Source organism: Agromyces sp. NDB4Y10 (assembly GCF_001620055.1).
GTDB lineage: Bacteria > Actinomycetota > Actinomycetes > Actinomycetales > Microbacteriaceae > Agromyces > Agromyces indicus.
In genome coordinates this window covers 1-13,201 of record NZ_LQGY01000028.1, presented here as the reverse complement: position 1 = coordinate 13,201, position 13,201 = coordinate 1, and the positions used below count along the sequence as shown (strand labels likewise).

Here is a 13,201-nt window from a genome sequence, read left to right as displayed (position 1 = left end):
CGGACGGGCGTCGGTCGGTTCCCTCCCGTCGTCAGAGGAGTGCGCGAACCGCAGCGCGCAGTTCTGGGAGGCGCTCGTGAAGGCCGCCGGGGCACTGGGTCGCGTTGAAGTCCATGTGGCCGTAGATCTCCGTCGGGGCGATGCGGTACCTCTCGCAGGTGTAGACGCAGAACGCCACGAGGCTGTCCCACTGGGCCTGGGGGACCGGCTCGCCGAGGTGGTAGGAGCCGTCGTTCTCGATGCCGATCGCCTGGGTGTTCTGGCCGACGCAATGGGCGCCCTGAATCATGTACCGGCCGGAGCGCAGCGCGTTCAGGCTGCCGGTGCGTCCCTCGGTGAGGAATCCGCCGCGACTGTTGGTGAAGTGCTGCCCCGAGTCCGACCATCCGTTGACATCCATGTGGAGGTTCTGGATGTCGCGCGAGTTCTGGAAGGCGTAGTCGAGGGAGAAGTCCTGGACGTTCGGGTAGGCGGTGTGGTGGACGATGATCTTGTTGGGACGCGCGTCGATGCGCGTCAGCGGGTCGGCCGGCGGTCGGGCGCCCCACTCCCGGCAACTGTAGATGCGCGGCGGCCGATGGTCGGCGGCGCGAGCGGTTGCGGCTTCGAAGGGCAGGGATGCGGCCGCGAGGCCGGCGACTCCGCCGAGGAACAGGCGACGCGACAGGCGGGTGGACTCGGTCATGATCCTTCTCTCACTGGGAGGCATCGGCTCCGCACATTCTGGCAGTGACTTCCGAAGCAAGTAAACAGCGCGGAAGTGTTTTCCAAACACCCGACCGCTCGCCGTGCGAGCGCCGCGGACGGCCGCCACGGCGATGGCACTTTCGTTTCGCGAAAGAACCAGTGGACTTTCGCCTCGTTCGAGACCGAATCGTGGAGCATCGCACCCGCGGAGACATATGGTGTCCCTGCAGCACTGCCGCCGCGCCCGGCTCAGCCGGACGGCATCCCGCCAGCCCCATGAGGAGGATGCCGCGTCACCTCGACGCGAGCGGCCCGCCGCGACGAGGAGGAGAGCGAATGACGCGCATCGGCGTCGTCACCGAGCAGGGCTCGGAGACCAGGGTCGCCGCGACGCCGGCGACGGTGAAGCAGTTGATCGGGCTCGGGTACGAGGTGGCGGTCGAGGCCGGCGCGGGCGAGCGTTCCTCGTTCCCGGATGACGCGTACGTCGCCGCCGGCGCGTCGATCGTGCCGACTGCCGAGGCGATCACGAGCGACATCGTGCTCAAGGTCAACGCCCCGACGGACGACGAGATCGCGCAGCTCCGCCCCGGCACCACGCTCGTCAGCCTGCTCAGTCCGGCCCTGCGGCCCGACCTGCTCGAGGCGCTCTCGGCCCGCGGGGTCACCGCGATCGCGCTCGACGCGGTGCCGCGCATCTCGCGCGCGCAGTCGATGGACGTGCTGAGCTCGATGGCCAACATCGCCGGGTACCGGGCGGTCGTCGAGGCCGCGCACGAGTTCGGGCGCTTCTTCACGGGGCAGGTGACGGCCGCCGGCAAGGTGCCGCCCGCGAAGGTCCTCGTGGCCGGCGCCGGAGTCGCGGGCCTCGCGGCCATCGGCGCGGCCTCCAGCCTCGGCGCGATCGTGCGGGCGACCGACCCGCGCCCGGAGGTCGCCGACCAGGTGAAGTCGATCGGCGGCGAGTACCTGAAGGTCGAGGTCGACGAGGTCATGCAGTCGACCGACGGCTACGCGAAGGCGACGAGCGAGGCGTACGACCGGCGCGCGGCCGAGATCTACTCCGAGCAGGCCGCCGACGTCGACATCATCATCACGACGGCGCTGATCCCGGGCCGACCGGCGCCCAGGCTGATCACGGCGGCGGATGTCGCGAGCATGAGGCCCGGCAGCGTCATCGTCGACATGGCGGCCGGCATGGGCGGCAACGTCGAGGGCTCCGTCGCCGGTGAGCGGGTGGTGACCCCGAACGGCGTGGTGATCCTCGGCTACACCGACCTCGCGTCGCGCCTGCCCACGCAGGCGTCGCAGCTGTACGCGACGAACCTCGTGAACCTCGTGAAGCTACTGACGCCGGGCAAGGACGGGCAGCTCGTGATCGACTTCGACGACATCGTCCAGCGCTCGGTGACGGTCGTGCGCGACGGTGAGACGACGTGGCCGCCCCCGCCCGTGCAGGTGTCGGCGGCTCCGGCGGCGGGGTCGGCGACGAAGGCGGATGCCGCGGCATCCGCTGCCGAACCGAAGCCCAAGCGGCAGCTCACGCCCGCGGGCCGGGCGGGGCTGATCGCCCTCGGCATCGCCGGGCTCTTCCTGCTCAACGCGTTCGCGCCGCAGCCGCTGCCGCAGCACATCACGGTGTTCGTGCTGGCGGTCGTCGCGGGCTTCTACGTGATCAGCAAGGTCGCGCACGCGCTGCACACCCCGCTCATGAGCGTGACCAACGCGATCTCGGGCATCATCATCGTCGGCGCCATCGTGCAGGTCACGAGCGAGGTCCCGGCGGTGCAGGTGCTCGCGTCGATCGCGATCCTCATCGCCAGCATCAACGTCTTCGGCGGGTTCGCGGTGACCCGGCGAATGCTCTCCATGTTCGCCAAGGGCGACCGGGTGAGCAGCTGACCGCGGACCGACGACGACGTCATCGAGGAGCCCCCCTGTGCCTGAGACCCTGACCCCCGAATCCATCGCCGGTGCCGCGTACATCGTCGCGGCGCTGCTGTTCATCCTGAGCCTCGCCGGCCTGAGCCGGCATGAGACCGCCCGAGCCGGTGTCGGCTACGGCATCGCCGGCATGGCCATCGCGCTGACCGCGACCATCTGGGTGACCGTGCAGGACGCCTGGGGCGAACCCGGCAGCCTGCTCGGCCTCGTCCTGCTCGTCGTCACCGTGCTGATCGGCGGATCGATCGGCCTCTGGCGAGCCCGCATCGTCGAGATGACGGGCATGCCCGAGCTGATCGCGCTGCTGCACAGCTTCGTCGGCCTCGCGGCCGTGATCGTCGGCTGGAACGGGCACCTCGACCCGCCCGCGCTCGAGGGGGCGCTCGCCGACATCCATCACGCCGAGGTGTTCATCGGCATCTTCATCGGCGGCGTGACCTTCACCGGCTCGATCGTGGCGTTCCTGAAGCTCTCCGCGCGCATGAAGTCGGCGCCGCTCGTGCTGCCGGGCAAGAACGTGATGAACCTCGGCGCGCTCGTCGTGTTCGTCGCGCTCACCGTCTGGTACGTCATGGACTCGCAGCTGTGGCTGCTCGTCGTGGTGACGGCGCTCGCGTTCGCGCTCGGCTGGCACCTCGTCGCCTCGATCGGCGGCGGCGACATGCCGGTGGTCATCTCGATGCTGAACAGCTACTCGGGCTGGGCGGCGGCCGCGGCGGGCTTCCTCCTCAACAACGACCTGCTCATCGTGACCGGCGCCCTCGTGGGTTCGTCGGGTGCCTACCTGTCGTACATCATGTGCAAGGCCATGAACCGGTCGTTCATCTCGGTGATCGCGGGCGGGTTCGGCATCGAGGCGCCCGCCAAGGGCGACACCGACCTCGGCGAGTACCGAGAGATCCAGGCGACGGATGCCGCAGAGCTGCTGAAGTCGGCCGAACGGGTCGTCATCACGCCGGGCTACGGGATGGCCGTGGCGCAGGCCCAGTACCCGGTCGCCGACCTCACCCACAAGCTGCGCGAGCGCGGCGTCGACGTGCGGTTCGGCATCCATCCGGTCGCCGGTCGCCTGCCCGGCCACATGAACGTGCTGCTCGCGGAGGCGAAGGTGCCGTACGACATCGTGGAGGAGATGGACGAGATCAACGACGACCTCGCCACGACGTCCGTCGTGCTCGTCATCGGCGCGAACGACACCGTGAACCCCGCCGCGGCGGAGGACCCGGGAAGCCCCATCGCGGGGATGCCCGTACTGCGGGTCTGGGAGGCAGAGAACGTCATCGTGTTCAAGCGGTCGATGGCATCGGGCTACGCCGGCGTGCCGAACCCGCTGTTCTACCGCGAGAACGCGCAGATGCTCTTCGGCGATGCGAAGGACCGCGTGGAGGACATCCTCAAGGCGCTCTGAGCCGCGCGTGCCCGCGCCGGACGTGAAGTCGGCGCCCAGAGAACGCGGCATAGGATTGTACGGTTCCCCAGTCGAAAGAGGTGGCCGTGGCCGTTGCCCGCGAAACCGCACCGGAACGCGCCGCCGCCTGGCTCGTGCCGGTCGTGCGCGGTGCGCTCGCACTGGTGCCCGCCGCGGTGATCACGTTCTCCCAGGACCACTCCCCCGCCCTCGGGCTCACGGTGTTCGGCGCTTGGGCCGTCATCGCGGGCGTCGTCGCCGGAGCGCTCGCCGCCCGACTCGTCGCCGACCGCACCGCGCGGTGGGCGGCCGTCGCGAACGGCATCATCACGGCCGCCGCCGGGCTCATCGCCCTCGCGCTGCGCGACACCGCATCGAACGGTGTCGGCGCGTTCACCTTCACCGTGGCGGTGTGGGCGGCGCTGACCGGCATCATCGAGCTCCTCGCCGGACTCCGCCTGCGCGGCCGGTCGACGGCGGCGCGCGACTGGATCGCCGCGGGAGCGCTGACCGCGCTGCTCGCCCTCGTGTTCGTCCTCCTCCCGCTCGATCCCGTCACGGCGGTGGGCCTCCTCGGGGCCTACCTCGTCGTGCTCGGCGTGCTGCTGCTGATCGGCGGGTTCTCGATGAAGTGGGCCGCTGCCGAGCCGGTCGAGGCCGGCGGCGCGGCATCCGGAACGGAGCCCTCGTGACCAACCGCCCAGGCGACGAGCACCGGCCCAGCCGGCGCGACGTGCTGCGCCCCGCCGAGTACGTCGGCGGCGCGGCGATCGCGGCCGTCTTCACGGCCGTCATCGTGTTCTTCGGCACGCGCGACTGGAACCTGACGCTCATCACCGCGGGCGGCGTCTTCATCATCGTGCTGATGGCGCTCGCCCTGCTCTCGATGGCGGTCAAGCCCAACCCGGGCGATCACGGCGACGGCACGGGCGGCGACCCGGCGCGCCGCGACCCGTCGGACGAGCCGCGGCACTGAGGGTTCTCGGCGCGCGCTTTCGGCGCTACTCCGCCGCCGCTGCGCCGAGGCGGTCCACGAGCTCGTCGGCAAGACCCACGTAGGTCGCGGGGGTCAGCGCGAGGAGGCGCTGCTTCGCGGCATCCGTGATCTCGAGGCCCTGTACGAACTCGGCCAGCTCGGCCGCTCCGATGCGCTTGCCGCGGGTCAGTTCCTTCAGCAGCGCGTACGGGTCGGCGATCGTCGAGTCGCCGGCGGCGACCTCGGCACGGATGACGGTCTGGATCGCCTCGCCGAGCACCTCCCAGTTGGCGTCGAGATCGGCGAGCAGCAGGTCGCGATCGAGGTCGATCTCGCCGAGGCCGCGCAGGATGTTGTCGAGCGCGAGCACCGAGTGACCGAAGCCGACCCCGATGTTGCGCTGCGAGCTGGAGTCGGTGAGGTCGCGCTGCAGCCGGCTCGTGACGAGCGTCGCCGCGAGGGAGTCGAGGACCGCGGACGAGAGCTCGAGGTTCGCCTCGGCGTTCTCGAAGCGGATCGGGTTGACCTTGTGGGGCATGGTCGACGAGCCGGTCGCGCCCGCGGCCGGGATCTGCCGGAAGTAGCCGAGCGAGATGTAGGTCCAGATGTCGGTCGCGAGGTTGTGCAGCACGCGGTTCGCGTGTGCGATGCGACCGTAGAGCTCGGCCTGCCAGTCGTGCGACTCGATCTGGGTGGTCAGCGGGTTCCAGGTGAGGCCGAGCGCCTCGACGAACTCGCGCGACACGGTCGGCCAGTCGACGTCGGGCGCCGCGACGATGTGGGCGGAGAAGGTGCCGGTCGCGCCGGAGAACTTGCCCAGGTACTCGGTCGCCTCGATTTGGCGGAGGATGCGCTCGAGGCGGTGCGCGAAGACCGCGAGCTCCTTGCCCATGGTCGTCGGCGTCGCCGGCTGCCCGTGCGTGCGCGACAGCATCGCCGCGTCGCGGTGCTCGTGGGCGAGCCCGATGAGCTTGGCGATGACGGCCCGGTACTTCGGGAGCCACACCTGGGCCACCGCATCGCGCACCGTGAGCGCGTAGGACAGGTTGTTGATGTCCTCGCTCGTGCACGCGAAGTGGGTCAGCTCGGCGAGGTGCGACAGGCCGAGCTCCTCGAGCCGACCCCGCACGTAGTACTCGACGGCCTTCACGTCGTGGCGGGTGGTCGCCTCGAACCGTGCCAGCTCGTCGATGTCGGCCTGCGCGAAGTCGGTCACGATCGCGCGGAGGGCCTGCTTCTCGGCATCCGTCAACGGCGACGTGCCGAAGAACCGGCGGTCGGTCTGCGCGATCAGCCACTCGACCTCGACGTGCACGCGTGCGCGATTGAGTCCCGCCTCGGAGAGGTGCTCCCCGAGGTCGCCGACCGCGGCACGGTACCGGCCGTCGAGGGGGCTGAGCGGCTGAGGAGGCAGCGAGGTCATCGGTTTCCTTGTCTGAGTGCGGGGGCGAGTTGCCGGAACAGCGCCGACGTCGACCGCTCTATCATCCCAAGAACCCGATCGAAGGTCGCATCGTCGCTGTAGTACGGGTCCGGGACGTCCTGGAGCGGCGAGAGCTCCGGATCGAACTCGAGCAGCAGCCGCACCTTGTGCTCGTCGGGCAGGTTGCGGGCCCAGTTCCGCAGCACCCGCGACTGCCCGCGGTCGAAGGCGACGACGAGATCGAGCCGAGCGAAGTCGGCGGGATCGAACTGCCTCGCGCGGTGGCGGCTCGCGTCGTACCCGGCGCGTTCGAGTGCCGCGAGCGTGCGGTGGTCGGCGCGTTCGCCGACGTGCCAGTCCCCGGTCGCGGCCGACTCGATGGCGATCCGCTCACCGAGGCCTGCGCGGTCGGCGAGGGAGCGCAGCACCACCTCGGCCATCGGCGACCGGCAGATGTTGCCGGTGCACACGAACGAGACGCGGAAGCGCTGCGCGGAGTCCGCGCCGGGATCCGCTGGCGTCATGCCCCTATTGTGGACGAGCTCGCGCGGTTCGCACAGGGCCGGAAGGCTCGCTCGCCCCGCGGTGCCGTGGGGGCGCGCGGGCGCGACCCGTCCTCCACACGCGGCGCTGCGGACCGGCCCGCGCACCGACGCGGCCGATCTCGCCCCGGAGCCGGCCGCCGAACCGAGACTCGACGGGTGACCGCACCCATCGACGCCACGGCGGCAGCGCACGCCGCCGCCCTCACGACGCGCAGAGCCGAGGCGCTCGAGCGCGAGCTGTATGCGCTGCGGGTCCTCCGCGCCGAGATCCAGCAGCTCCGACCCGGGCTGCTGCTCGATCGACTCGACGGATGGCACGCCGGCGCGGCCGACCACTACGCCGAGCGCGTGCGCGACATCCGCCTCGCCCTCGCGGGTACCGAGCACGTGATGCACGATGCCGAGCACGCCCTCGCCGCCGGCGTCGACGCGCTGCGCCGGAGGGGCGCCGCGTCGTGAGCGACCTCACCATCCGCGGCGGAGGTGCGGTGTCGGTCGAGACGGAGGCGCTGACGGCCGAGGCGGCCCGCCTGGGTGTCGTGGGTCGCATCCTCGAGGGGTGGGCGTCCAGGGCAGGCGGGATCCAGGACCGCCTGGCGGAGATCGCCTGGGGCGACTCCGACCCGGGTCCGCAGATCGCCGTCCGCGAGCTCGACACCGCACTGGTCGGTTTCCGCACGGCGGCCGCCGACACCGCATCGTTGTCCTCCTCGCTCCACTGGAGCGCGGCGGGCTACGGCGCCGCGGAGTGGCTGGCCACGTTCGGGGGCGACCTCGGGGCGCGCATCACGGCGGGGATGCTCGGCATGGCCGCGCCGGGACTGCTCCTGAGCGGGGCCTCGGCTGCGGTGCTCCTCGCTCCGGGCTTCGCATTGGGCGCCGTCATCGCAGGGCCCGAGGGCGTCGCGGCAGTGAGCGCGCTCGTCGAGCAGCGGGGGCTCCCGGTCCTCTCCGACCCCGCGTTCGTGTCGATCGTGCGCGCCGCCGGCGGCACGCTCGACGAGTTCATCGCCGGCCTGTTCCGGTCGGGTGGGCTGTTCGGCGTCGGAGCGGCGCTCGGCGCCCCGGAGAATGCGGCGTTGCTGCTGGCGGCGGCATCGGCGGTCGGGCTCGTCACCGGGGCTCGGGCACTGTGGGAGACGGAGGTCCGGATCGACCGATGGTCCGCGACACCGGCTTCGACGGTGTCGCCGTTCGGCCCGTCGCGTTCCGGCCCGCCCGTCGGCTTCGCCGACCTGGCCGAGCGCGTCCCCTCAGGACCGCCCGGCGCTCCCCAGATCCGCATCGAACGGTACGAGGCGGCGGACGGACCCCGGTGGATCGTGTACTCGAGCGGGACCGTCGACTTCGGCGCGGTCCCGCAGCACGAGCCCTACGACTCGACCTCGAACCTCCACATGGTGGCGGATGCCTCGGCGCCCGCCGGCGCCGTCGGGCTGCCCGCGCAGTCGGCGGCCGGCGAGCGCGCGGTGCGTGCGGCGATGGAGGCGGCCGGGGTGGGCCCCGGTGATCCGGTGCTGCTCGCCGGCCACTCCGCCGGCGGCACCATCGCGGCCAACCTCGCGGCGGATCCAGAGCTGAACGTGGTGGGCGCCGTGAGCCTCGGCGGACCGGTGGCACAGGTGGCGAGCGGGTCGACGCCCGTGGTGTCGGTCGAGCACGCGGAGGACCTCGTCCCGGCGACGGCGGGGCACGGCGTCACGGCTGACGGTCGGCTGGCGGTCGAGCGCAGCCTCGGGCGGCTCGAGCCGACCCTCGCCCATCCCCTCCCGGCGCACAGCCTGACGGCCTACCGCGAGACGGCGGGGTTGCTCGACGACTCCGATGACGCGCGGCTGGCCGAGTTCCGAAGGCTCCTCGAGGCGCACACCGGCGGCGCGTCCGCCGTGACGACCGAGTGGCACGCCGAACGCGTGAGCCCACCGGGGCCCGAACCGGGATCGGGGTCCGGGTGCCGGTAGCGCCCCGGGGAACCTCGCCGGGACGTGGTCAGTCGCGCGGTCGTCAGTCGCGCGGTCGCACGACCAGCCCGATGAGCCAACTGATCAGGCCGAGCACGAGGGCACCGAGCACGCCCCACCAGAACCCGTCGACCTCGAGGCCGAAGCCCATGAGATCGCTCAGCCAGTTCACGATCAGCAGCAGCAGCCCGTTGACGATGAACGAGATCAGGCCGAGCGTGAGCACGTACAGCGGGAAGGCGACGATGCGGATCAGGGTGCCGATCGTGGCGTTGACGATGCCGAAGATCAGCGCGACGAGCAGGTACGTGACCACGGTCGCGATGTCGGTGTCCTCGTATGGAACGACGCGCACGCCCGAGACGATGAGCGTCGTGAGCCACAGGGCGAACGCGGACACGATGACCTTCACGAAGAAGCGCATGCCTCCACTATGTCAGCGGACGTCGCGCGACCGAAGAGGTACGGTGGAATCCGTGACCGCACCGGAGCCCACGACCACGCACGTGCGCCTGCGACCCGAGATCGCCGCGCTTCCGCCGTACCGACAGGGCCGACCGGCGCCCGAGAACGGCTTCAAGCTCTCGAGCAACGAGAACCCGTGGGGCCCGGTGCCCGAGGTCGAGCAGGCCATCGCGGCCGCCGCGGCCGAGGTCAACCGCTACCCGGATGCCACGGCGCTGAGCCTCCGCGAGCGCCTCGCCGAGCGCTGGGCGGTCTCCCCCGACGAGGTCCTGGTCGGCGCGGGCTCCGTGTCGCTGCTCGCCCAGTTCGTGCTGGCCGCGGCGCAGCCCGGCGACGAGGTCATCTACTCGTGGCGCTCGTTCGAGGCGTACCCCGGGCTCGTCACGGTCGCCGGTGCCACGAGCGTGCAGGTGCCCAACCGCCCCGACCACGGACACGACCTCGACGCGATGGCCGATGCCGTCACCGAGCGCACGCGGGTGGTCATCGTCTGCTCCCCCAACAACCCGACCGGCGTCGCCGTCACGCGCGAGGAGTTCGCGCGGTTCATGGAGCGCGTGCCCGCCGACCGCCTCGTCATCCTCGACGAGGCGTACGCCGAGTTCGTGCGCGACGACGCCGCGGTCGACGGCAGCGAGCTCACGGGGCGCCACCCCAACCTCGTGGTGCTCCGGACCTTCTCGAAGGCCTACGGCCTGGCCGGGGTCCGCGTCGGCTACGCGATCGGACCGGTGCCCATCCTCGACGCGGCGCGCGCGACGGCCATCCCGCTCGGCGTCACGGCGGTCGCCACGGCCGGCGCGATCGCCGCCATCCAGCCCGAGGCCGAGGCCGAACTGCTGCGCCGCGTCGACGTCCTGGCGCGCCGTCGCGATTCGCTCCGCGCCGACCTGATCGCGCAGGGGTGGCCGATCCCGGAGGCGCAGGGCAACTTCGTGTGGCTGCCGACGGGCGACCGGACGGCCGAGGTCGCCGAGCGCCTCTTCGAGTCCGGAATCGTGGCGCGCGCCTTCCCGGGCGACGGCATCCGCGTCTCCGTGGGCGAGGAGGAGTCTGTGGACCTGCTCCTAAGGGTTCTCGGGGAGCTTGTCGGTCCTTCACAAGAAGGGCCCTCCACCTAGCGGGTACCGTGGAACGGTGGCAGCCCCCTCACGCGAGTTCACCGCCCCGACCCTCCAGCTCCTCACGCACGAGGGCGAGCTGCGGCCGTCGGCCGAGGCCGAGCCGTACCTCCCCATCATCGAGGCGCTGCCGGATGCCGCGCTCGAGCAGTTCTACCGCGACATGGCGATCTCCCGGCGCATCGACGTCATGGGCGCCAACCTCCAGCGGCAGGGCCAGCTCGCCCTGTGGGTCCCGAGCCACGGCCAGGAGGCCGCCCAGGTCGGGTCCGCACGCGCCGCCCGGCCGCAGGACCATATCTTCCCGTCGTACCGCGAGCACGTCGTCGGCATGATCCGCGGCCTCGACCCGGTCGACATCGTCAAGCTGCTGCGCGGCGTGACCCTCGGCGGGTGGAACCCCGCCGAGAACGGCAACTTCCACCTGTACACGCTCGTGCTCGCGTCGCAGACGCTGCACGCGACCGGCTACGCGATGGGCCTGCAGTTCGATCGCGCGACCGCCACCGGCGATCCCGAGACGGATGCCGCGGTGCTCGTGTACTACGGCGACGGCTCCACCTCGCAGGGCGACGCCAGCGAGGCCCTGGTCTTCGCGAGCAGCTACCAGACACCGCAGGTCTTCTTCGTGCAGAACAACCAGTGGGCGATCTCGGTCCCGGTCTCGCGCCAGTCGCGCAGCCCGCTGTCGCTCCGCGGCGGCGGCTTCGGCATGCCCGGCATCCGCATCGACGGCAACGACGTGCTCGCGAGCTACGCGGTGACCCGGCAGGCGCTCGAGGAGGCGCGCTCGGGCGTCGGCCCGAGCCTGATCGAGGCCGTCACCTACCGCATGGGCGCGCACACCACCGCCGACGACCCGACGAAGTACCGCACCGACGACGAGGTCGAGTACTGGACGGAGCGCGACCCCATCACGCGCTACCGCGCGTGGCTCGAGGCCCGCGGTGCGTCATCCGCCTTCTTCGACGAGGTCGACGCCGAGGCGGCGGACGTCGCGGCCGACCTGCGTCGCCGCGCGCTCGACGCGACCGCTCCCCCGCGGTCGGCGATCTTCGAGCACGTGTACAGCGACCCGCACCCCGTGGTCGAGGCCCAGGCCGCGTGGCTCGAGGCGTACGAGAACTCGTTCGAGGGAGAAGGCCAGTGAGCGTCGAGACCGTGTCCACGTCGGCCGAGACCGAGACCACGGGCGCAGCGGATGCCGCGGCGCCGGCGCTGCGCGGCGTCCACACGCTGTCGATGGCGAAGGCCATCACCGCGGGGCTGCGCGAGGCCATGCGCAACGACCCGAAGGTCCTCCTCATGGGCGAGGACATCGGCCGCCTGGGCGGCGTCTTCCGCGTGACCGAGGGCCTGCTCGACGAGTTCGGCGAACAGCGCGTGCTCGACACGCCGCTCGCGGAGTCCGGCATCGTGGGCACCGCGATCGGGCTCGCGATGCGCGGATACCGTCCCGTGGTCGAGATCCAGTTCGACGGCTTCATCTTCCCGGCGTTCGACCAGATCACCTCGCAGCTCAGCCGGCTGACCCTGCGTCACGACGGCACGCTGTCGATGCCCGTGGTCATCCGGGTGCCGTACGGCGGTCACATCGGCTCGATCGAGCACCACCAGGAGAGCCCGGAGGCGTACTTCGCCCACACGCCGGGCCTCCGGGTCGTCGCGCCCTCCTCGCCGCACGACGCCTACTGGATGATCCAGGAGGCGATCGCGTCGAACGACCCGGTGCTGTTCTTCGAGCCGAAGAGCCGCTACTGGGGCAAGGGCCCGGTCGACCACGACCACTCCGGCCTCCCGCTGCACTCGAGCCGCGTCATCCGCAAGGGCGACGACGTCACGGTGGTGGGCCACGGCGCGATGGTCGCGACGCTCCTGCAGGCCGCCGACATCGCCGCCGAGGAGGGCCGCAGCCTCGAGGTCGTCGACCTCCGCTCCCTCTCCCCCATCGACTACGGGCCCATCCTCGATTCCGTGCAGCGCACGGGCCGACTCGTGGTCGCGCAGGAGGCGTACGGATTCGTGAGCGTCGGATCCGAGATCGCCGCGACCGTCGCCGAACGCGCCTTCTACTCGCTGGAGGCGCCGGTGCTGCGCGTGTCGAGCTTCGACACGCCCTTCCCGCCCGCCGCGCTCGAGACCGAGTACCTCCCGAGCGCCGACCGCGTGCTCGAGGCCGTCGACCGCTCGATGGCGTACTGACCGCACCCGACGCATCACCCCGAGGAGCACCATGAGTGAGATCCGGTTCCCGCTTCCCGACGTGGGCGAGGGCCTCACCGAGGCCGAGATCGTCCAGTGGCGCGTCGCGCCCGGGGACCGCATCGCCCTCGACCAGGTCTTCGTCGAGATCGAGACCGCGAAGTCGCTCGTCGAGCTGCCCAGCGCCTACGAGGGCACCGTGGCGGAGCTGCTGGTCGAGGAGGGCCGCACCGTCGACGTGGGCACGCCGATCCTGGTGATCCGAACGGATGCCGCCAACGGCATGTCTTCTGCTCCGGCCGCGCCCGCCTCATCAGGGACGGCGGCTCCGGCTCCGTCCGAGGCGGCCGCGCCGCCTGCCGCGCCCGCGGCAGCGGCCGAGGAGGCCGGCGGGGCGGTCCTCGTCGGCCACGGCAGCACCGGCCCGACGAACAGCCGGCGGCGGCGGCATCCGTCCCCCGGCGGGGCG

Annotated in this window: 14 protein-coding genes; 10 read left to right on the top strand and 4 right to left on the bottom strand. The window is 71.6% G+C overall.

Annotated features, from left to right (window positions below; genetic code table 11):
- Positions 1-31 precede the first annotated feature (31 nt).
- The gene (locus tag AVP42_RS07045) at positions 32-685 is read right to left on the bottom strand and encodes a peptidoglycan recognition family protein (RefSeq protein ID WP_067947500.1); all 654 of its coding nucleotides are present in this window, start codon (positions 683-685) and stop codon (positions 32-34) included.
- Positions 686-1,023: 338 nt separating this feature from the next.
- Here AVP42_RS07045 and AVP42_RS07040 point away from each other — a divergent pair, with 338 nt between their 5' ends.
- The 4 genes from AVP42_RS07040 (at position 1,024) to AVP42_RS07025 (ending at position 5,015) form a co-directional block, all read left to right on the top strand.
- Positions 1,024-2,589, top strand: a complete 1,566-nt coding sequence (locus AVP42_RS07040; RefSeq protein ID WP_067947498.1) for a Re/Si-specific NAD(P)(+) transhydrogenase subunit alpha — start codon at positions 1,024-1,026, stop codon at positions 2,587-2,589.
- Positions 2,590-2,626: 37 nt separating this feature from the next.
- Positions 2,627-4,039, top strand: a complete 1,413-nt coding sequence (gene pntB, locus AVP42_RS07035) for a Re/Si-specific NAD(P)(+) transhydrogenase subunit beta (protein WP_231878566.1) — start codon at positions 2,627-2,629, stop codon at positions 4,037-4,039.
- 86 nt (positions 4,040-4,125) lie between these two features.
- Positions 4,126-4,731 (top strand): DUF308 domain-containing protein, encoded by a 606-nt coding sequence (locus tag AVP42_RS07030; RefSeq protein ID WP_082847088.1) that lies wholly within the window; start codon positions 4,126-4,128, stop codon positions 4,729-4,731.
- On the top strand, positions 4,728-5,015 hold the full coding sequence (locus AVP42_RS07025) for an ABC transporter ATP-binding protein (RefSeq protein WP_197466978.1): 288 nt from the start codon (positions 4,728-4,730) through the stop codon (positions 5,013-5,015). Before AVP42_RS07030 ends, AVP42_RS07025 begins: the two co-directional genes overlap by 4 nt.
- 25 nt (positions 5,016-5,040) lie before the next feature.
- Here the strand turns inward: AVP42_RS07025 and purB are convergent, their stop codons facing one another.
- Positions 5,041-6,438, bottom strand: a complete 1,398-nt coding sequence (purB, locus tag AVP42_RS07020) for an adenylosuccinate lyase (protein ID WP_067947494.1) — start codon at positions 6,436-6,438, stop codon at positions 5,041-5,043.
- Positions 6,435-6,962 (bottom strand): low molecular weight protein-tyrosine-phosphatase, encoded by a 528-nt coding sequence (locus AVP42_RS07015; protein WP_067947492.1) that lies wholly within the window; start codon positions 6,960-6,962, stop codon positions 6,435-6,437. Before AVP42_RS07015 ends, purB begins: the two co-directional genes overlap by 4 nt.
- A gap of 177 nt (positions 6,963-7,139) precedes the next feature.
- On the opposite strand from AVP42_RS07015, the gene AVP42_RS07010 reads away from it, so the two are divergent.
- Together AVP42_RS07010 and AVP42_RS07005 are read left to right on the top strand one after the other, a co-directional pair.
- Positions 7,140-7,442 (top strand): hypothetical protein, encoded by a 303-nt coding sequence (locus tag AVP42_RS07010; protein ID WP_067947490.1) that lies wholly within the window; start codon positions 7,140-7,142, stop codon positions 7,440-7,442.
- Positions 7,439-8,944, top strand: a complete 1,506-nt coding sequence (locus AVP42_RS07005; protein ID WP_067947488.1) for an alpha/beta hydrolase — start codon at positions 7,439-7,441, stop codon at positions 8,942-8,944. The genes AVP42_RS07010 and AVP42_RS07005 overlap by 4 nt, the downstream gene beginning before the upstream one ends.
- A 43-nt stretch (positions 8,945-8,987) precedes the next feature.
- Here the strand turns inward: AVP42_RS07005 and AVP42_RS07000 are convergent, their stop codons facing one another.
- Positions 8,988-9,368 (bottom strand): phage holin family protein, encoded by a 381-nt coding sequence (locus tag AVP42_RS07000; RefSeq protein WP_067947486.1) that lies wholly within the window; start codon positions 9,366-9,368, stop codon positions 8,988-8,990.
- 52 nt (positions 9,369-9,420) lie between these two features.
- Between AVP42_RS07000 and AVP42_RS06995 the strand changes: the two genes are divergently transcribed.
- The 4 genes from AVP42_RS06995 to AVP42_RS06980 form a co-directional block, all read left to right on the top strand.
- Positions 9,421-10,530 (top strand): histidinol-phosphate transaminase, encoded by a 1,110-nt coding sequence (locus tag AVP42_RS06995; protein ID WP_231878565.1) that lies wholly within the window; start codon positions 9,421-9,423, stop codon positions 10,528-10,530.
- Between the two features lie 16 nt (positions 10,531-10,546).
- The gene (locus tag AVP42_RS06990; RefSeq protein ID WP_067947484.1) at positions 10,547-11,680 is read left to right on the top strand and encodes a thiamine pyrophosphate-dependent enzyme; all 1,134 of its coding nucleotides are present in this window, start codon (positions 10,547-10,549) and stop codon (positions 11,678-11,680) included.
- Between the two features lie 92 nt (positions 11,681-11,772).
- Positions 11,773-12,732 (top strand): alpha-ketoacid dehydrogenase subunit beta, encoded by a 960-nt coding sequence (locus AVP42_RS06985; RefSeq protein WP_067947817.1) that lies wholly within the window; start codon positions 11,773-11,775, stop codon positions 12,730-12,732.
- A gap of 31 nt (positions 12,733-12,763) precedes the next feature.
- The coding region (locus AVP42_RS06980; RefSeq protein ID WP_304439343.1) for a biotin/lipoyl-containing protein at positions 12,764-13,201 on the top strand (438 nt) is incomplete at its 3' end.

Coding starts and splice junctions, on each gene's coding strand:
- AVP42_RS07040 (WP_067947498.1), top strand. CDS start 1,024: ATGACGCGCATCGGCGTCGTCACCGAGCAGGGCTCGGAGACCAGGGTC.
- AVP42_RS07000 (WP_067947486.1), bottom strand. CDS start 9,368: ATGCGCTTCTTCGTGAAGGTCATCGTGTCCGCGTTCGCCCTGTGGCTC.
- AVP42_RS06985 (WP_067947817.1), top strand. CDS start 11,773: ATGGCGAAGGCCATCACCGCGGGGCTGCGCGAGGCCATGCGCAACGAC.
- AVP42_RS07015 (WP_067947492.1), bottom strand. CDS start 6,962: ATGACGCCAGCGGATCCCGGCGCGGACTCCGCGCAGCGCTTCCGCGTC.
- purB (WP_067947494.1), bottom strand. CDS start 6,438: ATGACCTCGCTGCCTCCTCAGCCGCTCAGCCCCCTCGACGGCCGGTAC.
- AVP42_RS07045 (WP_067947500.1), bottom strand. CDS start 685: ATGACCGAGTCCACCCGCCTGTCGCGTCGCCTGTTCCTCGGCGGAGTC.